The 18,684-nt window shown below is 43.9% G+C and carries 22 protein-coding genes and 1 pseudogene; 19 read left to right on the plus strand and 4 right to left on the minus strand.

What is annotated here, in order from left to right; genetic code table 11:
* A partial coding sequence (gene fliF / locus JZM30_RS21855; protein ID WP_252321311.1) for a flagellar basal-body MS-ring/collar protein FliF occupies positions 1-589 on the minus strand: 589 nt, incomplete at its 3' end.
* Between the two features lie 331 nt (positions 590-920).
* Between fliF and fliE the strand changes: the two genes are divergently transcribed.
* Complete coding sequence (fliE, locus tag JZM30_RS21860; protein WP_252321312.1) at positions 921-1,235, plus strand: flagellar hook-basal body complex protein FliE; 315 nt, start codon at positions 921-923, stop codon at positions 1,233-1,235.
* A 104-nt stretch (positions 1,236-1,339) separates the two neighbouring features.
* Here fliE and fliT read toward each other — a convergent pair whose 3' ends face one another.
* From fliT to fliD, 3 genes and pseudogenes are all read right to left on the minus strand, one after another.
* On the minus strand, positions 1,340-1,711 hold the full coding sequence (gene fliT, locus JZM30_RS21865) for a flagella biosynthesis regulatory protein FliT (protein ID WP_252321313.1): 372 nt from the start codon (positions 1,709-1,711) through the stop codon (positions 1,340-1,342).
* Complete coding sequence (fliS, locus tag JZM30_RS21870) at positions 1,712-2,125, minus strand: flagellar export chaperone FliS (RefSeq protein ID WP_252321314.1); 414 nt, start codon at positions 2,123-2,125, stop codon at positions 1,712-1,714.
* A gap of 19 nt (positions 2,126-2,144) precedes the next feature.
* Positions 2,145-3,565, minus strand: a pseudogene (fliD, locus tag JZM30_RS21875) (flagellar filament capping protein FliD).
* Positions 3,566-3,830: 265 nt separating this feature from the next.
* Between fliD and JZM30_RS21880 the strand changes: the two are divergent.
* From JZM30_RS21880 to JZM30_RS21960, 18 genes are all read left to right on the plus strand, one after another.
* Positions 3,831-4,724, plus strand: coding sequence for a flagellin N-terminal helical domain-containing protein (locus tag JZM30_RS21880; protein WP_252321315.1), 894 nt, complete (start codon positions 3,831-3,833; stop codon positions 4,722-4,724).
* Between the two features lie 175 nt (positions 4,725-4,899).
* Positions 4,900-8,412, plus strand: a complete 3,513-nt coding sequence (locus JZM30_RS21885; protein ID WP_252321316.1) for an O-linked N-acetylglucosamine transferase family protein — start codon at positions 4,900-4,902, stop codon at positions 8,410-8,412.
* Between the two features lie 65 nt (positions 8,413-8,477).
* Positions 8,478-9,479: a class I SAM-dependent methyltransferase gene (locus tag JZM30_RS21890; protein ID WP_252321317.1), complete on the plus strand. Its 1,002-nt coding sequence runs from the start codon at positions 8,478-8,480 to the stop codon at positions 9,477-9,479.
* Positions 9,480-9,489: 10 nt separating this feature from the next.
* Entirely contained in the window at positions 9,490-10,596 is a 1,107-nt protein-coding gene (locus JZM30_RS24130; protein WP_252321318.1) for a tetratricopeptide repeat protein, read from the plus strand.
* 232 nt (positions 10,597-10,828) lie between these two features.
* Positions 10,829-11,329, plus strand: coding sequence for an O-linked N-acetylglucosamine transferase family protein (locus JZM30_RS21900; RefSeq protein WP_286673718.1), 501 nt, complete (start codon positions 10,829-10,831; stop codon positions 11,327-11,329).
* On the plus strand, positions 11,326-11,676 hold the full coding sequence (locus JZM30_RS21905) for a hypothetical protein (protein WP_252321320.1): 351 nt from the start codon (positions 11,326-11,328) through the stop codon (positions 11,674-11,676). The genes JZM30_RS21900 and JZM30_RS21905 overlap by 4 nt, the downstream gene beginning before the upstream one ends.
* Complete coding sequence (locus tag JZM30_RS21910; RefSeq protein WP_252321321.1) at positions 11,670-11,957, plus strand: hypothetical protein; 288 nt, start codon at positions 11,670-11,672, stop codon at positions 11,955-11,957. Before JZM30_RS21905 ends, JZM30_RS21910 begins: the two co-directional genes overlap by 7 nt.
* Before the next feature lie 223 nt (positions 11,958-12,180).
* The gene (locus tag JZM30_RS21915; protein ID WP_291831272.1) at positions 12,181-13,290 is read left to right on the plus strand and encodes a DegT/DnrJ/EryC1/StrS family aminotransferase; all 1,110 of its coding nucleotides are present in this window, start codon (positions 12,181-12,183) and stop codon (positions 13,288-13,290) included.
* 44 nt (positions 13,291-13,334) lie between these two features.
* Positions 13,335-13,871: an LbetaH domain-containing protein gene (locus JZM30_RS21920; protein ID WP_252321322.1), complete on the plus strand. Its 537-nt coding sequence runs from the start codon at positions 13,335-13,337 to the stop codon at positions 13,869-13,871.
* Between the two features lie 125 nt (positions 13,872-13,996).
* Positions 13,997-14,131: a hypothetical protein gene (locus JZM30_RS23725; RefSeq protein ID WP_286673713.1), complete on the plus strand. Its 135-nt coding sequence runs from the start codon at positions 13,997-13,999 to the stop codon at positions 14,129-14,131.
* A gap of 87 nt (positions 14,132-14,218) precedes the next feature.
* A complete protein-coding gene (locus tag JZM30_RS21925; protein WP_252321323.1) occupies positions 14,219-14,959 on the plus strand; it encodes an SDR family NAD(P)-dependent oxidoreductase in 741 nt (246 codons plus the stop codon).
* Positions 14,960-15,020: 61 nt separating this feature from the next.
* Entirely contained in the window at positions 15,021-15,587 is a 567-nt protein-coding gene (locus tag JZM30_RS21930; protein WP_252321324.1) for a beta-ketoacyl-[acyl-carrier-protein] synthase family protein, read from the plus strand.
* A 37-nt stretch (positions 15,588-15,624) separates the two neighbouring features.
* Positions 15,625-15,969 carry a 3-oxoacyl-[acyl-carrier-protein] synthase III C-terminal domain-containing protein gene (locus tag JZM30_RS21935; protein ID WP_252321411.1) on the plus strand — a complete coding sequence of 115 codons (345 nt, stop codon included), beginning with the start codon at positions 15,625-15,627 and terminating at the stop codon, positions 15,967-15,969.
* 148 nt (positions 15,970-16,117) lie between these two features.
* The gene (locus JZM30_RS21940; protein ID WP_252321325.1) at positions 16,118-16,258 is read left to right on the plus strand and encodes a hypothetical protein; all 141 of its coding nucleotides are present in this window, start codon (positions 16,118-16,120) and stop codon (positions 16,256-16,258) included.
* A 110-nt stretch (positions 16,259-16,368) separates the two neighbouring features.
* Positions 16,369-16,842 (plus strand): 3-hydroxyacyl-ACP dehydratase FabZ family protein, encoded by a 474-nt coding sequence (locus JZM30_RS21945; RefSeq protein WP_252321326.1) that lies wholly within the window; start codon positions 16,369-16,371, stop codon positions 16,840-16,842.
* Between the two features lie 26 nt (positions 16,843-16,868).
* Positions 16,869-17,396, plus strand: a complete 528-nt coding sequence (locus JZM30_RS21950; RefSeq protein ID WP_252321327.1) for a thiamine pyrophosphate-binding protein — start codon at positions 16,869-16,871, stop codon at positions 17,394-17,396.
* A 69-nt stretch (positions 17,397-17,465) separates the two neighbouring features.
* Positions 17,466-18,170 (plus strand): hypothetical protein, encoded by a 705-nt coding sequence (locus JZM30_RS21955; RefSeq protein ID WP_286673720.1) that lies wholly within the window; start codon positions 17,466-17,468, stop codon positions 18,168-18,170.
* Positions 18,104-18,646, plus strand: coding sequence for a thiamine pyrophosphate-dependent enzyme (locus tag JZM30_RS21960; protein ID WP_252321329.1), 543 nt, complete (start codon positions 18,104-18,106; stop codon positions 18,644-18,646). The genes JZM30_RS21955 and JZM30_RS21960 overlap by 67 nt, the downstream gene beginning before the upstream one ends.
* The last annotated feature ends 38 nt before the right edge of the window (positions 18,647-18,684 follow it).

Below are 18,684 nucleotides of genomic sequence, written 5' to 3' on the forward strand. Positions count from 1 at the left end.
AGACGATGGAGTTGATTTGCCCTTCATCCAAGGCACGGCCAGGTTGCAAGTTCAACGTTACGGACGCAGAGGGTGCCCTCTGTTCGCGAACAAACAGTGAGGGCTTAGGTATCGCCAGATGCACTCGTGCTGTTTGCACGGGTCCGAGCGTTTCAATGGTCCGTGACAGTTCGCCTTCTAGCGCCCGCTGATAGTTGATCTGCTCGCTAAATTGGCTGATGCCAAACTTTTCCTGATCGAGCAATTCAAAACCAACCGCCCCGCCTTTGGGAAGTCCCAGTTGAGCCAGGCGTAAACGGGTTTCATACACGTTTTTTGAAGGGATCAGGATTGCACTGCCACCTTCAGCAAATCGGTAAGGGATATTTATTTTTGTCAGTTCGCTGACAATGGCTCCACCATCACGGTCATTGACGTTATTGTAGAGCACCCGGTAATCAGGGCCTTTTGCCCATAGTACCATAGCGACAACAATTGCAATTGCAGCGGCCGCCGCAACTAACAGGGGAATTTTAGGATTGGCGCGCAAGCGGTTGAGTATCTCGCCAAACCCTTTTCCACCGGACATAAAACCGGTTGCGGCGTTCATACTCGTCCTCTGCTTGGTTGTTGAGCGATAAAATTAACGTTGGTACGTAACAAAACAGCACTCCCTGATTGCGCAATCGTTAATACGTGCACCTACTTTTGTCAGCATAGTATTATTTTCCGTAACGGCAAAAACGATGCTCCGATAAGGTGGCATTTTCCCCGTCTTTTACGCCTTTTAGGATAAGACTGATATGGTAGTTTAGTGCACTGTGTTAATTGGGTGGTTTTTGTGCGATTAGGAAAAGTGGGGCAATAAGCCCCTTGTCGCAAAATCATTTGCGAAAGATGGTGCTGTTGTGGGGCATTCCTGTCGGAAAAGGTGAGAGACAATGTCAGTTCAAGGTATTGAGAGCGTAGTGCAGCAATTGCAGGCTACCGCGTTACAAGCGGGGAACAATCCTGGCGTTAAACCGACTATCGAACCTGGTTTTGCGAGTGAGCTAGAGTCTGCATTGGATAACATTAGTGGCACTCAACAAGCCGCACGTGAGCAAGCGCAAAAGTTCACCTTGGGTACACCTGGCGTTGAATTGAATGATGTGATGGTGGATTTACAGAAATCCTCAATCAATATGCAAATGGGTATCCAGGTACGTAACAAGCTGGTTGCTGCTTATCAGGAAATAATGAGTCTTTCCGTCTGAGCCGGTATCTGGCTAAATCGAGTTGGTAGGCTTCAGTGTAAAAAAACCATTCCGACGACGTCAGAATGGTTTTTTATTGCATGCGGCAAATTGCCCCGGCACCGTCACTCTTGAGGATTAATATTGCCAGGAATAACACCTTGGGGTGAGAATTCACCGTAGGCTGCATTGACACTATGCTGCTTAACTGACGTTTGCATTAATGAACTCAGCTCATCCATGCGTTTTTGCAGTAACTCTTTTATTTGCGCTTCACTTTCTACGATTTCTCGCAAAATTTTGCGAAATTGCAACCGCATCACACTGTCCAGATTATCGGGGATCGGCATCTTGCTCAGATTCTCCACCGACTGGATGTAGATAATCTCTTGTTCGACCACTTCATCCCATGCGCCGTTGTTAGCCAGAGCCAATATATGTCGGCTCAGTAGCTGAAGCTGCTGATAATCCTTTAGCAGTTGCGAAGGCGTTGTCATTTATGCTGCTCCGCTCTGTACCGCTTGCGGTGTAGGGCCAATCTGGCGCCAGGCATCAGAGATGCTGTTAAGCAATGTTTCAACTTCGTCGATAACTTTTGCATCATTATGCAAGTTGGCAATCATTAAACGTTGAACCATGTAATCATAAAGGGCTGCAAGATTCTCTGCCAACTCACCGCCTTTTTCTATGTCTAAGTCCGCTTTAAGGCCATTCGTGATGATATCGATAGCTTTGGATAAAGCGTAACCTTTACCAGCAATATCATTCTGCTGTAATAAAATCCGCGCACGGACCAACGCACTGCGCGCACCGTCAAAAAGCAGAACAATGAGCTGATGTGGGCTGGCGCTCATCACACTGCTTTCCAGGCCAACTTGGGCATAGGCCTGGCTGCCGTTTCTGCTGTACATCAGTGACTTTCTCCATTAACTACCTTTTGTTTAAGGCAGCGAGTTGTGTTGTCAGATAATCGCCGGTGCTATTCATTTTAGAAACCAACGTATCCAACTGGGCAAACTGTGCTTTATAGCGCGCAATAGTATCTTCGATACTTTGCTGAGTGAGATCGTAGGTTTTCTTAATGGTTTTCAGCGTCGCTGCAATACTGTCTTTCGCGGTTTGGATTGCCACTTTGCTGGAATCAAGAACGTTGTCTAAATAATTAGTGACTTGTGTAGCGTAGCCGGTGGTTTTTCCATCGCCAACGAAGAAATCTAATACCTGACTGGAATTATCTGTCAGTGCAGTTGTTAGCTTATCGCTATCAATCTCAAGCATGCCGGTTTTGGGGTTTTGTTTAACACCCATTTCGTTAAGCGTACTGATATCCATACCGCTCTGAGCGTAGGAGATTTGTGTTTTCAGTGAGGTCTGGATACCTCTGACAGTACTGTTACCAAGCAATACACCGTTACTGGTGCTTTGTGCATCAGAACCAGAATCTACCTCTGTGTATTTGGTCAAGGTACCAATTGTCGTCTGCAGTGCATTGTACGCATCGACGTAATTTTGAACGGCTGTCTTCATCGGTGCAATATCACTGGCGATTGATAATGTCTCTGATGAGTTCGTCGCTGTTTGGGGTTTCAAGATTAGTGTAACGCCGTCAATAGCGTCAGAAATGTGTTACTTTGACGCTCAATCGTCATGCCATTGAGCTTTATTGATGCATTTTGCGCGGCAGTCTGCTGCGTCATTGCACCACTGCCAGCACCTGTATCGGAGGTATAATTCAATTTGCCATTCAGCGTGCCATCACCGGTGACGCTGATAGTCATCTTGGCATCGGTGCCAGTGTCTTTGGCCGTGATAGACAAATAATAAGTATCGTCATCCACTTTGATGATACTCGCACCAACATTGCCATTAGCCTTATTAATTGCATCACGGATGCCCACTAATGATGTTTGGTCATCGGTCAGTTTGATTTCAAGTGGTTTATCCTGACCTGGCTGGCTGATAGTTAGGGTCCGGGTATTGTTTTTTGTCGCTGATCCCTGCTGTGCTGTATTGCTGGCAAATTCACCCGAGATCAAGGATTGCGCGGTAGCAAGTGTCTTCACTTCTACACTGTAATTGCCGTTAGTTGCTTTGCTATCCGTTGTTGCAGTGAAGGCGGTATTGGTGCTGCTGACACTGGTTTTATTGATACTGCTTGCTTTGGTCAATGCTTCTGCGGCAGTGTTCAGCTTTTCTAGTGCACTCTTAAGGGTGTCAAAGGCTTTATCTCGGTTTTCTTAAAGCGTTTGTTGTGCCTTTACCGGGGTTAAGCGAGTCTGTTCATTGGTTGTTAATTGCGAAAGAATATCGCTCATTTCGCTGGTGGAACCTGTGAAGCTGATGCTTGCCATGGTAATTCCTTATGAATAGGTTAATGCCTTCTAGAAGCTTATCGGCAAATAATGAACAAAGTTTAGTATAATCTTTCAGTAGAACTGAGATGGCACGATGGCATCCGCTACAGCGTATTTTAATCAGTAATCCACCTCGAAGGAAATTTTAAAAAATCATTAAAGCTTTTGAAAGGAGCGCCGATATCAGGTAGGACGGTGATGAAACCGTGGGCGGCAGACGCTGTCCCCCCTAACTGACTTGAATTGAGAAAGGAATACAACTATGGCAGTGATCAACACTAACAGCCTGTCTCTGGTAGCACAAAATAACCTGAATAAATCTCAGTCCGCACTGGGGACAGCTATTGAACGTCTGTCTTCAGGCTATCGCATCAACAACGCTAAAGATGATGCTGCTGGTCAGGCGATTGCTAACCGTTTCACCGCGAACATCAAAAGTCTGACTCAGGCTGCTCGTAACGCCAACGACGGTATCTCAATCGCGCAGACTGCTGAAGGTTCTCTGAACGAAATCAACAACAACCTGCAACGTATCCGTGAACTGTCTGTTCAGGCGCGGAATGGTACTAACTCTGCATCTGACATCGACTCCATCCAGTCTGAAGTTAACCAACGTTTGGAAGAAATTGACCGCGTTGCTTCTCAGACTCAGTTCAACGGTATCAAAGTGCTGTCCAAAACCAGTGCTGATACGTCTATTTCCATCCAGGTCGGTGCTAACGATAGAGAAACTATCAGCATCACCCTGAAAGGCAACTCTGGCTGGAACAAATTTTATTCCGCTGGTTCTGCCGCTGCTTCTGGTGGTCAGGTTACTGTTTCCGGTACCGGTACTGCTGCTGGTCAACGTCAAGTTGGCGCGAAAGGTGTTGACGTTCTGGATACTACCGTATTGGCTGATGTTGACGCTGCACTGAAAGCCGTTGATACGCAACGTAGTGATCTGGGTGCGATTCAGAACCGTTTTGAATCCACCATCAATAACCTGAACAACACCGTAACTAACCTGACTGCTGCACGTAGCCGTATTGAAGATGCTGATGTGGCGACCGAAGTGTCTAACATGAGCAAAAACCAGATTCTGCAACAGGCTGGTACTGCTGTATTGGCCCAAGCCAACCAGGTTCCGCAGACTGTTCTGTCTCTGCTGCGTTAATTGCTATACTCAGTTTTCAAAGCCAGTCTCCGGGCTGGCTTTTTTTGTTTAAAAGCACAAGTTTTTATTTTTTACGTTAGTGCCGGATAAACGGCTAGAAGAATAACGTCCTTGCTGGATTGTGCGTGTACCAAGGTTGATAGTCCACAGATTGGTTTAATTGGGAGTTGGTCAAATGGCGGCTTTAGACAGTAAGTTGGACAACAAGAACAATAGTGACGTAAAGAACACCACGGCTGAGGACATTGCTCCAACCCCAATGGAACGAGTCTATGGTTCGGTTGAACATATTCGGGCTGTTTCGTGGCTGTACGGCATCGACACTGTGCCTGCTGAATATTCGCGTACTTTAGTGCTTGGGTGTGAAGACGGATTAAACTTACTGCCTTTTGCCTCCGCTTACCCTTCTGCGCAGATCGTTGGGGTCGAATTAGCATCAGAGCCTCTCCCTGAAAAACAGAAAAATGCAGATATCCTGTTGCCGACCAACCTACATCTTTACAGTTTGTCTCTGGAGGCATTACTGGGCAACTCGTGGGAGAATTTTGATTACATCATTGTTCATGGGAGCTTTTCTCTGCTTGCCAATGAGGTGACCGATCTCTTGCTGGCGTTTTTTCAACAAAAGTTGAGTGCGAAAGGCATTATTGCTCTAGATTGGTTTTGCCAGCCCGGAGCTAAATCCATGGAGGCACTACGCGATGCGATCCAACTTCACAGTTGTCGGGGAGAAAATTTTACCGAGCAAGTCGAGCAGGGAAAAGCGATGTTGTCTTGGCTTAATCAGGTATCCCCGATGTCAACTGCTACCGAAAGCAGTCTTGGCTTACCTCTGAAGAAAGCGAATGCACTGTCAGACGATTTATTCATACACTATTTTCTGGAAAGCAAAAACGAATCCAGTTATTTAGTCGAATTTAATAACCGTATCGAAAATTGCGGTTTGGCCTACGTGGGTGATGTGAGGCCTGAAACAGAAACGCCCGATTTTTACAATAAAGCGTTAGATGAGCGGTGGCAGGATATCGCCTTTGGATGTGGAAAGGTGATGGGTCAGCAATATTTGGATATTGCAGTAAATCGTAGTCAGCGTTTTAGTTTATTGGTATCGCAGAGTAGGGCTCCAGAAGTATCTGAACAGATTGATTATTCCCGATTGGCGGATATGCGTTGGGCTGGAGGGTTCCGCCGTCAGACTTCCGATCTTCGTGTTATTCATAACTCGCTCGCCAGTCATGATAGTGTCGCTGTTTCTACAGACAATATTCTGGCGATGTGTATCCTTGACACCCTCGGAGATGCTTGGCCGTATAGTGTCAGCTTTGACCAACTCGTCTTTCATTATCGATTGCCAGATGATGATCCAGAATCGCCTTTTTCGGCCGATCTTGAGAAGAAAATAATCAATGCCCTGAAAGCATTGCTGAATAAAGGCATCTCAAGCCTCCATTTTCAGTTGGACAAAGATCGCCACAGTTTGTGCAATGAGCACCAAGTTGCAGCCAGCGAGAGTGTTAAGCTCCAGTTGCAGAGTGCGCCAGGATCGCTGTCTGTGATTAATCTGTGGCAAGAAGTGGTGGGGCTTACGGAAGAAGAACGGGAACAACTGTTACTTCCAAGCTTAACCCTTACAGCAACCAACCGAACGTTGGTTGACAGCCTTCACCATAAAGGCGTGTTAAATGCATCTGCACTGGGCTGGAAACGCTATTATCAGCAGGTCGCGCGCAATGCCGAATTGGTTGATCTTAATCGAGTACCTTGTGCGTTATTACTGTTCTCCAGCGATGTTTCGGCAGGGGGATTCTATACTCGCACCTTTGAACTCCTGGCCAATGAAACAGATACAAACGCTGCGAATCAGGATGAAGACTCGATAGATGGTAAGTTGGTTGTTGAAATCAATAGTCTTCTGATTAAAAGTAAAAATGAAAAAGCGATCGCGCTGGTAGAGCATGAACGAGAGCGACTTCTGAAAACTATAAATGGTTGTTATTATTTATCACGATTTTATCGGCGGGTTGCGGATGATGCATCAACTGCACTGATGCTAACGCGTATATTATCTTATAACTCAACGAGTTTATTTGTTTACTCAGGGTTGGCTATGGCGCTCTACCAACACCGAGTGTTTTGGACTGCTGGGCGGTTAGCCCGTGCAATTTTGCGCTGTAACCGGAAAAGCTCGCCAGATTGGTTTTTGCTTGGACTCTTACATAAAGAGAGTAAAACATTAGATCATGCCGAATACTGTGCACGACAGGCGATGGCATTAGTGCCAAATAGTCAGCAAATCGTTGGTCTATTGGGGGGATGCCTTTGCGAACAGGCAAAGACCGATGAGGGAATTGCGTTTCTACGTAAAACGATAAGAGATCCGATTTCTGATTACTATGTCTACAGCCAATTAGCATTTATTCTTTCTCACAGTAAAAATGCGACTGCCCAAGAGCTTATGGATTGTCATTTAGCCTATGCCAAAGGCGAAATGGCATGGGCAGCGCATCAGACGTTCGAAGGTTATCAACCTCTCGATAAATCTTTCGATAGGAAACTGCGTATCGGTTTTGTATCTGGTGACCTTAGAGATTGGCATCCTGCGGGCTTTTTCTTCACACCGATTTGGGATAAGTTAGATCGGGAACAGTTTGAATTATACTGCTACAACAACAGCCCCTCCTATTTGTGCAATGCGGGTACGGATCACTTCGAAGCAACCGCAGATGCCTGGCGAGATATTCAACATGTCAACCCAATTGAATTAGCCGAAATGATAAAGACGGATAAGATTGATATATTGATCGATCTTTCTGGGCATACCGGGTACAACCGGTTAAGTACCTTTGCGTTAAAACCTGCGCCGATACAAATTTCTTGGGTTGGCTATCATGCTACCACGGGATTGCCTGTAATGGATTATTACGCGACTATTTTCCCTGTGGCGAAAGATCCCTTAATTGAGGCGCAATTTACGGGAAAATTGATCTACCTTTCTCTGCCGAATAGTTTTGACAACAAGGAAGCCACGATCCCCGTCAACCCATTGCCCGCACTTAAGAACGGCTATTTCACCTTTGGCAGTTTCAACCGCCCGAATAAGGTCAATGATGATGTGTTAGATGCGTGGGCGGAGATATTAAAACGCGTTCCAACGTCAAGAATGCGTATTGGCAACATGCCGAGCGCTATTTGGGCTCACATACTTGAGAACTTGCACCGCCGAGGTATTGATATCAATCGAGTTAAGCTATTTGAAAACATGAGCTTAGCACATTACTTTCAGGCGCATAATGACGTCGATTTGTTGTTAGATACTTTCCCATTTACCGGCGGCACTGTCACAAATCATGCTGTATGGATGGGGGTACCAGCCATTTCACTGGCCGGTGAGACACTGGTATCACGTCAGGTGGCATCCATTATGCAGTCTTTCGGATTGTCGGCGTTTATTGGATACAGTAAAGACGAATTCATCGAAAAAGCTGTGCTTTGGTCGAGTAAAACTAACGAACTCAATGCCATTCGTCTTAGCTTGCGCGATCGTGTAAAAGCGGCTAGCGATGGTACTGGTAAGGTATCGATTTCAGACTGCGTGGGGCAGATGTGGCGTGAATGTTGGCGGCGTTATTGTTTAGGGCTGGAACCTGAGAGTTTTTCAGTCGGGCACCCTTACTCAGCGGATCAATAGTTACTATTGAGCAGCTATGCCACCGTAAAGCGATTGGACTAATGAATTAAGGATATCCACTTAATATGCAAGATAATTCTGTTGACCCTGTTAATGTTGCTGATGAGACAGTGCATCGCCCACAAATTGAAACGTCATATGCATCGCCAGTACATATCAAGGCGGCGGCCTATTTGTACAGTATCCATACGCCTGCAGTAGAAAAAGCCAGAGTACTTGAATTGGGCTGTGGTGCAGGGGATAACATACTGCCGTTTGTACTTGCTTATGAAAAGAGTCAGGCGGTTGGTATTGATCTGGATGATGCGCTGATTAGCCAAGGACAACATGCATTACGCACAATGTCAGTGCCAAATCTTCAGTTGGCGACCGCGGGAATTGATGAATTATTAAACAGTGATTTAGGGGAATTTGATTACATCATCATTCATGGTTATTTCTCTACGATCAATAATGCAATGCGCTCGGCTCTATTAGAGTGGGTTAAGCTGCATTTAACTCCCAAAGGGATAGCTTGCTTGGCGTGGAGTACTTATCCCGGTTATAAGGTTGCTGAAGTATTGCAGGATGCGCTGCAATTGCATAGCAGCCTGGCGCAAACGCCAGCAGAACAACTTGATAGTGCTTGTGCGATGCTAACTTTCATGTCTCTGGGACTGGCTGCAAAAAATACATTAAGTGAACCAATGCGTGAGCTGGTCAAACACGCTGAAACCAGCTCCGATTTAGCATTGAGTCTGAGGTATCTTCAGGGCTTGAATGAGCCATGCTATCTACTGGATTTTCATGTTATGGCTGTCGGTGCTGGATTTGCTTATGTAGGGGATCTTCTGCCTCATACCGAGATTGCGGGATATTATGGTGGTGACGTTGAGAAACTGCATAATGCAATATGCCCGGGTGATAACAAGTTGCTGGGCCAGCAATACCTGGATTTTGCTGTTGGACGTAGCCATCGTTTTAGTTTGCTAGTGCCTGAACGGCGCGCAACGGAAATTCTACCAACGCCTGATTTAGCGCGGTTGACTCATTTTCATTGGGTGGGGAGTTTTCAGCGATGTAACTAACGAAGGCCATGTGGCCAATGCGCATTATTCTGGCAGTGGTGTTGTTGTGCATATCAATCATGACTTATCGCTGAACATGATGGATGTGATCAGTGATGCCTGGCCCCACAGTGTCAATTTTGATCAATTGGTGTTTAATACCCGAGCACCAGAATATGATAAAGAAGATAAGCAGCATCAGCAGGATGTGTTGGATGCGCTTACAATGCTTTTTCGCAGTGGAATCGATGGATTGCACTTTAGCCAGGAACAAGGGCGTTATAATAGTAGCTCATCTACATCAGCACAGCTCCTACCTTGTGTTGCTGCCTTATTGCGGGATAACGTACCCGCGCATACCGCTATCGGTGTTTTCAATCTCTGGCATGACAAAATTACGTTTACCTTTACTCAGCAAGAACAAGATTACCTGAGGCTGCTGTTATGCCAGAAATCTGACCTGCCACTTGAAGCTGATTGCTACGAGTTCATGGAGCGTCTACGTATAGCTGGCGTGCTGTGGGGCAGCGTCCCTGCCTGGCAACATTATTTTCAGCAGCTGCTGCAAGCATGTTCATCAAAGAGCGAGCGCTATCTCGGGGCATTGATCATGTATTGCAGTGAAACTAGCGTCGGGGGATACATCAGCCCGGATTCAGAAAAAGTGAAGAAGTCTCACCACAGTAAACGTGTGGCTGATGCTATGCCAGTCGATAAAACGGTACAACAGCAAATTAGAGACCTCATCAATATTAATGATTATGCGGCGGCTCGGAGCAAGGCTAAAGCGCTGGTCGAAGAAATTCCATCGAACATGTATTGCTGGTATCTGCTCGGGCAAACAAACTTAAAGACGGGTGCATATGATGAGGGGCTGGCTGCCTTTATGAAAACATTGTCGATGCATGCTACGAGCTGGAGTGTATACCTGGATGCTGCTTATGCCTTTTGGTATAGCTACCGACACTACTATGCTGGGCGTTTGGTACGCAAAATATTGCTTTGCGATCGTCGTAATGCAGGGGCATGGAATATGCTCAGCACCTTGTATAAAGACAGCAATGAGATGGCCCAAGCTGAATTTTGCGTTCGGAAAGCAGAACAATATGCGCCAGAAGAACCTAACATATTAAACTAATCTGGCCAACCTGCTCAGTTCGCAAGGGCGGATGAGTGAAGCTGTAGACTGTTTTCGCCGCATGTGTACTATTGCTCCTGATGACTGTGATTTATATAGTAGCTATCTTTTCACACTGCTACACGATGTACGGGAAACGCCCGAGTCACTTTATGCAGAGCACTGAGGGTATGGTGTATTGGTCGAGCAACGGGCACAACAGTATCATCGGTAGTTCATCACGAAAGGGACACTGGAACCTGGGCGTAAATTACGCGTCGGTTTTGTTTCTGGAGATCTGTGGAATCACCAAGTGGCGAACTTCTTAAGGCCAATTTGGGAGAGTATCAATCGGGAGCACTTTGCGCTTTATGGCTTTGCGTCATCAAATAAGTACGACAATATTACTCAGTCCTTTGAGCAAACAGCTGACGGATGGCACGCTGTGTATCGCAAGAGCGGTATAGAGTTAGCTGAGCTAATCCATGAGGAACAGATTGATATTCTGTTTGACCTCTCTGGTCATACTGCGCATAATCGCTTGTCTATGTTTGCGTTTAAACCTGCTCCCATACAGATAAGTTGGATTGGTTGTCCTGGCACCGCAGGAATGTCAGCAATGGACTATTTCCTTATTTTTAATTTGGCTCCGGGAACGAAAAACTTCCAACAACAATTTGTGGAAAAGCTGGTTTATCTGCGTAGCGAACTTCAATTTAAAAGTGTGGACAATAGCTCTGAAGCTCTGAAGTGAACGAATTACCTGCTATAAAACGTGGGGGATTCACGTTTGCTAGCATGAATCGTATACAAAAACTTAATGATTATATTTGCGATGCATGGGCCCAAATACTCAAGTCGGTACCCGATAGTCGAATGATTATCGCAGGTCTTTCCGGTAAACAAGACATTGCCATTTTGCGCGCTAAATTTGATAGCTATGGAATAGCATCATCTCAACTTGTTTTTCATGAAAGGCTGTCGTTAAGTGAGTACCTGGCGTTACATCATGAAATTGATTTATTGCTTGATACTTACCTTACTCTGGAGGGACAACGACCAACTATGCGCTTTGGATGGGGGTGCCAACACTCATGTTGACGGGTGAAAACTACCATACATGGCAAGGTGTTGCTGCATTAAACGCACTGGGCTTAGACGGATTCGTCGCTTCTTCAAAGCAAGAATACATCGAGCAAGCCATTAGCTGGTCAACTCGGCTTGATGAACTGAATCAATGCCGGCAGGCCTTACGGCCTCGCTTCATGGCGATTGAAAAACAAGGCGGGTCGCCCTCACTGTACTTTGAGCAAATGATGCGAAGCGTCTGGATAAATTACTGTGATGGTAAACCTACGCAAGCATGTGCATTCGGGTATTGATAAGTAGAGTAATCACCGCTCAAAATGTTATTACGTGACAAAGACCTTTGAGTTGTGATGTATGCTGGCAATGACATCTCAATATGTAATTGATGGCTGTACTCGCCATCAATTACAGCACAAAAGGTAAGGGCCAGCAAAAGTGGTGTGGTTCTCTGGTAGCGTAAGGCCAGGGCGGTAGCGTGCCTAAAAAAGATAAGAAAGAATCGTGGAGAGCATTAGCGTGAAAAATATCTATGTCAATAGACCGCTGCTTCCTCCTTTGGAGGAGTTTGTCCCGTATCTAGAAAAAATCTGGGATAACAAATGGTTAACTAACAATGGTTCATTTCACCAGCAGTTCGAGCAGCAATTGGCTGACTATTTGGGTGTCAAATACATCAGCGTTTTTTCCAACGGTACCCTAGCGTTGCTGACTGCATTACAAGTTTTACGCATTACGGGTGAAGTGATAACAACACCCTTTTCTTTCGTTGCGACATCACACACGTTGTTGTGGAATGGTTTGACGCCTGTATTTGCTGATATCGACCCTAAAACGTGCAATATCAATCCAGAAAAAATTGAACAACTGATCACATCAGCGACGTCAGCAATTTTACCAGTGCATTGCTACGGGATACCCGCAGATGTTGAACGTATTCAACAAATCGCGGATATTTATGAGTTGAAGGTCATTTATGATGCAGCGCACGCTTTTGGTGTCAAAAGAGAGGGTGTCAGCATTCTTAATCATGGTGATTTATCAATACTGAGTTTTCATGCCACTAAGGTGTTTAACACCATTGAGGGTGGGGCAATTATTTGTCCTGATGAAAAAACAAAAAAACGAATTGATTACCTTAAGAATTTTGGTTTTACCGATGAAGTGACTGTTGTGGCACCTGGAATTAATGGCAAAATGAATGAAGTTCAGTCAGCGTTTGGATTGTTACAGTTACAATATATCGACAAAGCGCTTGAGTTGAGAAAATCCATTTCTGAAAGGTACTGCCATGCCTTACCTGATATAGAGGGTATCAGAATAGTTGATGTTCCTGACAATGTTGAATGGAACTATGCGTACTTTCCTATATTTATAGACAATCGCTACCCTTGTAGCAGAGACGCACTCTACAACAAAATGAAAGCTGCAGGTGTTTTTGCTCGCCGTTATTTCTACCCCCTGATCAGTGATTTTCCTATGTATAAGATGCATAAAAGGGGAGATCTCTCTGAGTCTGTCAGTATTGCCAATTCTGTACTGTGCATTCCTATCTATCCTGATTTAGAGATAGAGGAGCAGGAAAAAATCATCTCACTAATCAAAAATGCAACAGCTGGAGACGATTAGCGCTATATATTCGCTTTTTTGTCTTTTTGGTATGGAATGATTATATGAATCGTATTTTTATTGTTGGTGGTGATGGTCTGGCTCGCGAAGTCTATTCATATATAGATCGGATGATGCAAGCGGATGAAAAAATCCAATTTGGTGGTTTTCTCGGACATAATGGATACGGCAATCCTGAAAATTATAAAGAATACAAGGAGTTGTATGTTTGTGACGTAGATGGTTTTGTATTTGAGGAAAACGATTGTGCGGTGATCGGCGTAGCAAAGCCTGCTATAAGAAAAAGTATATATACTTATCTTAAGAACCGCTGCGTGAAAATGCCAAATATTATTGATCCGTCATGTATTTTATTTCCACACAGTGTGCTTGGTGATGGTAATATTTTAGCCATACGAACTTTGATATCAACCAATGTTCATATTGGAAACGGAAATTTATTTAATGGCGGTGTCGAAGTTGGGCATGATGCTATTATTGGTGATTTTAATTTTATATCGCCTAACGTCCGTGTCCTTGGAAATGTTAAGGTTGGAAGTGAAAATATTATTGCAACCTCTTCAGTTTTACTTCCTAAATAACGTATTGGAAACGAAAATACGATAGTTCCTATGTCTGTAGTTTATAAGGGCTGTGGTAATAACTGCTATATGTCCGGTAATCCGGCAGTTAAAGTAAATAATTGATGATAATTGGAGCGACAATCATGACTGAGAAAGAATTTTTAGCAGAAGTTCAGGAATTATTGCAGACGGATGAAGTTTTGAGCATGGACACTCATCTGCCAAGTCTTGCTGACTGGGATTCTGCTTTCTATCATGGCTATGATGGCATTTCTTGAGCGTAATTTCGGTGCCAAAACGACCATGGCCGATTATAAAAACATTAAAGACCTCAGCGAAATTGTAAAAATGGCAAATATCACGCTATGAGTGATTTTTTCAGCGGAAAGGTATTCCTTGTTACCGGAGCATCATCTGGCATCGGCGAATCAGTTACTTTGAAGTTGAACGCATTAGGTGCCAAGGTCATTGCTGTAGGAAGAAACCGGGAGCGATTAGAAAAAGTGCGAGAAAAGAGTCAATTCCCGCACCATATTTTCTCTGAAGTTAAAGAGTTGGCTGAAAATATTGAAACGATGTCGAGCTATGTTCAATCTTTGAAAGACCGCTATGGGAAAATGCAGGGCTTGGCGTGGTGTGCTGGCATCTCCGATATTGTGTCTTTACGAAGCCTTTCTTACGAAGGTATCAAGGATACGTTAACGATTAATTATTTCTCACCGCTGATGATGGCTAAAGCTTTCTCCGATCGCCGTGTTAATAATAATGCAGGAAGTTCTATGGTTTTCGTGTCCAGTGTCGCAGCACAGTTGTGTGACAGGGGACATACCGAGTACGCTGGAAGTAAGGCCGCGCTTTGTGCATCGATAAGGTGCATAGCCAAAGAGTTGGCCCCCTCTAGAATCAGAGCCAATTGTGTTTTACCGTCAACGATAGATACGCCTTTAACAACGGCAATGATAGAAAAATACAACACTGAGCATCAACATTATCCAATGGGGATCGGAGCAGTTGATGATGTATCCGAAATGATAATTTTTTTACTTTCTGATAAGTCAGCTTGGATCACAGCTCAAAATTATGTTGTAGATTGTGGAAGTTTTTAATCAGAGAGGTCATTGATATGTCATTGTCAACGTTCAAGCATGCCAAGGTTTCTGCTATTTTTTGTGTTTTGCCAGAAAATCAAAAAATATTGATGATGAAATTAAATTTTATGAAAATGATGCCGCCAAACTTAGCCGAAATAAAAAAATATTAGGTTTGGGTACGCGTCATGTTGTACCCGATGGCGTTACGGCTGCTGATTTATGTGAGGCGGCTGCGCGAGTGCTGATAGAAAAGATGGATGTTGATGTCAATGAGATTGATACTCTCATTATGGCATCTATCAACCATGATTATATCGGAAACTCAGATGCATGTATTATTCAGGGGAAGTTAGGGCTATCTGAGGAGTGTGCGTGTTTCGACACCAGTGGCCTGGGATGTACCGATGCTATCTATGCGCTGTGGTTGGCGCATTCTCTGGTTGAAAGCGGGGCATCAAAAAAATGTTTAGTACTTGAAAGTTCTTCAAGTAGTCTTATTACAAATGTAAGAAACAGAAACGCAAATATGTTGTTTGGCGATGCGGGAGCCACTATCTTAGTTGACCGCTCTGACAAAGAATATGAATCGTTTTTTTACCTAAAAAGTTTAGGCAAAAATTGTCACGCCAGCGGGGGGTTTTAGACTGCCTGTTCAACGTGATATTGTAGATTTGGAAATCATGGATCCTGTTGGAAACCCGTATCACTTGTCAGACTCGGTGATGCAAGGTGGTGATGTTTTTAAGTTTGCTATAGATAATGCACCTGACTCGATCAGTAAAGTTATTGAATATGCAAAAAGTAGCTACCAAGAAATTGATTTTTTTGCTATCCATCAGGTGAATGGACAAATTGTTAGAACTATTATTAACCATGCTGGGTTACCCAAAGATAAAGCTTCAGCTGAAACATTTTCTAAATATGGAAACTGTGGTGGCACATCTGTGCTGGTTAATTATTGCGACCAAATGTTTGGTAAAGTAAATAATAGTACGCTTTTCGTTTCTTTCGGTTGCGAGTTGTAAGCTGGATCTGTCCGATACGATAAACGGTGGTGTTACTTTATATAAAACACCTGACTGTATCCAATCAAGAGATGGGCTGATCTCTGAGTGGGTTAAATTTATAAAAAACGAAGATTGATTTTAAGTAAAGTACAATATAGAGGTTATCATGTCTAATTTTGAAAAATATAAATCTGCATTTGTTACAACGTTTGATATGGAGAATGAAAATGGCATTGAACAACTTAAGTATCAATCTATCGAAGCGTGGGATTCAGTCGGTCACATGGGGTTGGTTGCTGCATTATAAGACGACTTTGGCATTATGCTTGATACAGATGACATCGTTGATTTGAGTTCCTTCCAAAAAGGAATTGAAATACTTAAGAAGTATAATGTTGAAATTTAAGTGAGACAGCGATGAGTGACATCAGTATTCTGCGCGATCTTGGGCCTTTAGAGATCCAGAAATATCAACAAAATCGTTTTCCTTGTTTTTTTGTTGATGCTATTGAAGAAGCCATTCCTGGTAAAAGTGCTCGGGGATTTAAAAACTTTACTTACAATGAGTGGTTTTTCCCCGCTCATTTTGAGGACGAGCCTGTTGTTCCTGGTTTTATTCTTATCGAAACGCTGACACAAGTGTTTTTGATGACTTTCTTAACAAAACCAGAGAATAAAGGGAAGAAGACAGGTTTCTTGTCTGTTAAAAATGCAAATTTTAAACAGAAGGTTATTCCAGGAAAACGTTTGGATATTGTGGCTGAACTTGATTCTTATTCCAGAGGGATTGCGAAAGGGAAATCTACTGGGTTTATCAATGGTGAGGTTGTTTGTCAGGTTGAGTTGGTTGTTGCTGTGCCTGATACGCTAAACCTATACCTTCCAAAGTAGATTTTATTTCGTAGGAGTTTCTCATTATGCGCGTCTCTGATTATGTGATGCAACGGCTGCACCAATCGGGTGTGAACGATCTATTTATGGTGACCGGTAGAGGTGTCCTGTATTTATCTGATGCCGCAGCTAAGCATCAGGAACTTAACTGTGTTTGCGTTCACCATGAGCAGGCTGGTGCTTACGCCGCCATGGCCTATTCCCAAGTTAATGGGGTATTAGGGGCTTGTTTGGTATCAACCGGTTGTGCGGCGACGAATGCGATAACCCCTGTGCTATGTGCCTGGCAAGATGATATTCCCATGGTCATTATTTCCGGGCAGAATACTTTAAAAGAAACAGTTGGTTATACAGGATTACCCATACGAACCTATGGTCAGCAAGAAGCAGACATCATTAGTTTGGTAAAACCAATTACCAAATATGCGGTAATGATCGATGATCCAACCCAAATTGCAGTGGAAATGGATAAAGCGCTTTATATGGCCCAGCATGGACGCAAAGGACCTGTTTGGATTGATATCCCTTTAGATATTCAGAATATGCGCGTTTAGGAAGAGGAGCTTGAGCGTTATACACCCACTGAGGCTAAATTAAGTGCCTCACATGAAGATATTGATTGGCTGTGCGAAACGTTAGCTGGCGCTCAGCGGCCTGTTGTGGTCATTGGCAGCGGTGTTCGCTCAGCGGGAGCACAATCACTTTTCAGTGATTTCATCGAAAAAACGTCGATTCCTGTTTTATATTGCGCATCAGCCACAGATATTTATAAGTCCGAGCATCAATTATCCATTGGTTCTGTAGGAACAATGGCAACCAACCGGGCTGCAAATTTTGCTATGCAAAATTCTGATCTATTGGTCATCATTGGCGCTCGTATGACATCAATGACTACGGGATCTAATCCGGAAAAATTTGCTCGTGCGGCGCGTATTGTTGCTGTTGATATCGATGAAAACGAATTTCGCAAAGATAACCTGAAAGTTGAAAAGTTAATATTATCTGACGCGAGAGTTTTTTTAGAAAAAATCAATCAGAGAAACATTGTTGTTACCTGGAGTGATTGGGCTGAAAAATGCCTTCATTACAAAAAAATATTTCCCAAGTGCGAAGAAAAATATACAAAAAACGACAAGATCGATCTGTACTATTTAGCTGATGTACTTTCGGAACATTTGGCTGATGACGCAGTTTTTGTGACTGACTCAGGCTTGGAAGAGTTGATTTTACCGACAACGATCTCGTTCCAGAAACAACAAAAATGCTTACATCCTGCTTCTCAAGGGGCTATGGGCTACGCGTTGCCCGCGGCTATCGGTGCCTATTAAGCTCCCATAAGCAAGTGGTTACGGTGATTGGTGATGGCTCGATTATGATGAATTTGCAGGAGTTGCAAACAATAGCCCACCACCAGTTGCCTATTAAAATCATTGTAGCTAATAATAATTGTTACGCGGTAATCAGAAAACGGCAGGTCGATTTATTTAGAACGCGCACAATTGGCACCGATGCGGATAATGGGGTGTCATGTCCAGATTTTTCAAAAGTGGCTCTGTGTTTTGGTCTTCATTATGAAAAAGTGGAAACGTCTGTAGATCTTAATGAAGCAATAGAGCGTGTTCTGAGTCATGATGACCCCGTTATTTGTGAGGTCATGTGCCCTGAGGATCAAGAATATATTAATACATCGTATGTTCGCACCAGTAAAGGTTGTTTCGTCCAGCGTCCACTGGAAGATCAGGTTCCATTTCTTGATCGTACGTTGTTTTTATCAGAAATGATCATTGACCCTATCGATCAATAAAATTTAGCTAAGAGGTTTGCTATGCCGGATGTGTTGTT

The sequence above is a fragment of the Candidatus Symbiopectobacterium endolongispinus genome, assembly GCF_018777385.1.
GTDB lineage: Bacteria > Pseudomonadota > Gammaproteobacteria > Enterobacterales > Enterobacteriaceae > Symbiopectobacterium > Symbiopectobacterium endolongispinus.

Bases quoted from the DNA above. Each gene is read 5' to 3' on its own strand.
- JZM30_RS21950 (WP_252321327.1), top strand. From the start codon at position 16,869: ATGCGCGTCTCTGATTATGTGATGCAACGGCTGCACCAATCGGGTGTG.
- JZM30_RS23725 (WP_286673713.1), top strand. From the start codon at position 13,997: ATGACTGAGAAAGAATTTTTAGCAGAAGTTCAGGAATTATTGCAGACG.
- JZM30_RS21940 (WP_252321325.1), top strand. From the start codon at position 16,118: ATGTCTAATTTTGAAAAATATAAATCTGCATTTGTTACAACGTTTGAT.
- JZM30_RS21945 (WP_252321326.1), top strand. From the start codon at position 16,369: ATGAGTGACATCAGTATTCTGCGCGATCTTGGGCCTTTAGAGATCCAG.
- fliE (WP_252321312.1), top strand. From the start codon at position 921: ATGTCAGTTCAAGGTATTGAGAGCGTAGTGCAGCAATTGCAGGCTACC.
- fliT (WP_252321313.1), bottom strand. From the start codon at position 1,711: ATGACAACGCCTTCGCAACTGCTAAAGGATTATCAGCAGCTTCAGCTA.
- JZM30_RS21925 (WP_252321323.1), top strand. From the start codon at position 14,219: ATGAGTGATTTTTTCAGCGGAAAGGTATTCCTTGTTACCGGAGCATCA.
- JZM30_RS21960 (WP_252321329.1), top strand. From the start codon at position 18,104: ATGCTTACATCCTGCTTCTCAAGGGGCTATGGGCTACGCGTTGCCCGC.
- JZM30_RS21880 (WP_252321315.1), top strand. From the start codon at position 3,831: ATGGCAGTGATCAACACTAACAGCCTGTCTCTGGTAGCACAAAATAAC.
- JZM30_RS21935 (WP_252321411.1), top strand. From the start codon at position 15,625: ATGGATCCTGTTGGAAACCCGTATCACTTGTCAGACTCGGTGATGCAA.
- JZM30_RS21910 (WP_252321321.1), top strand. From the start codon at position 11,670: ATGTTGACGGGTGAAAACTACCATACATGGCAAGGTGTTGCTGCATTA.
- JZM30_RS21885 (WP_252321316.1), top strand. From the start codon at position 4,900: ATGGCGGCTTTAGACAGTAAGTTGGACAACAAGAACAATAGTGACGTA.
- fliS (WP_252321314.1), bottom strand. From the start codon at position 2,125: ATGTACAGCAGAAACGGCAGCCAGGCCTATGCCCAAGTTGGCCTGGAA.
- JZM30_RS21890 (WP_252321317.1), top strand. From the start codon at position 8,478: ATGCAAGATAATTCTGTTGACCCTGTTAATGTTGCTGATGAGACAGTG.
- JZM30_RS21920 (WP_252321322.1), top strand. From the start codon at position 13,335: ATGAATCGTATTTTTATTGTTGGTGGTGATGGTCTGGCTCGCGAAGTC.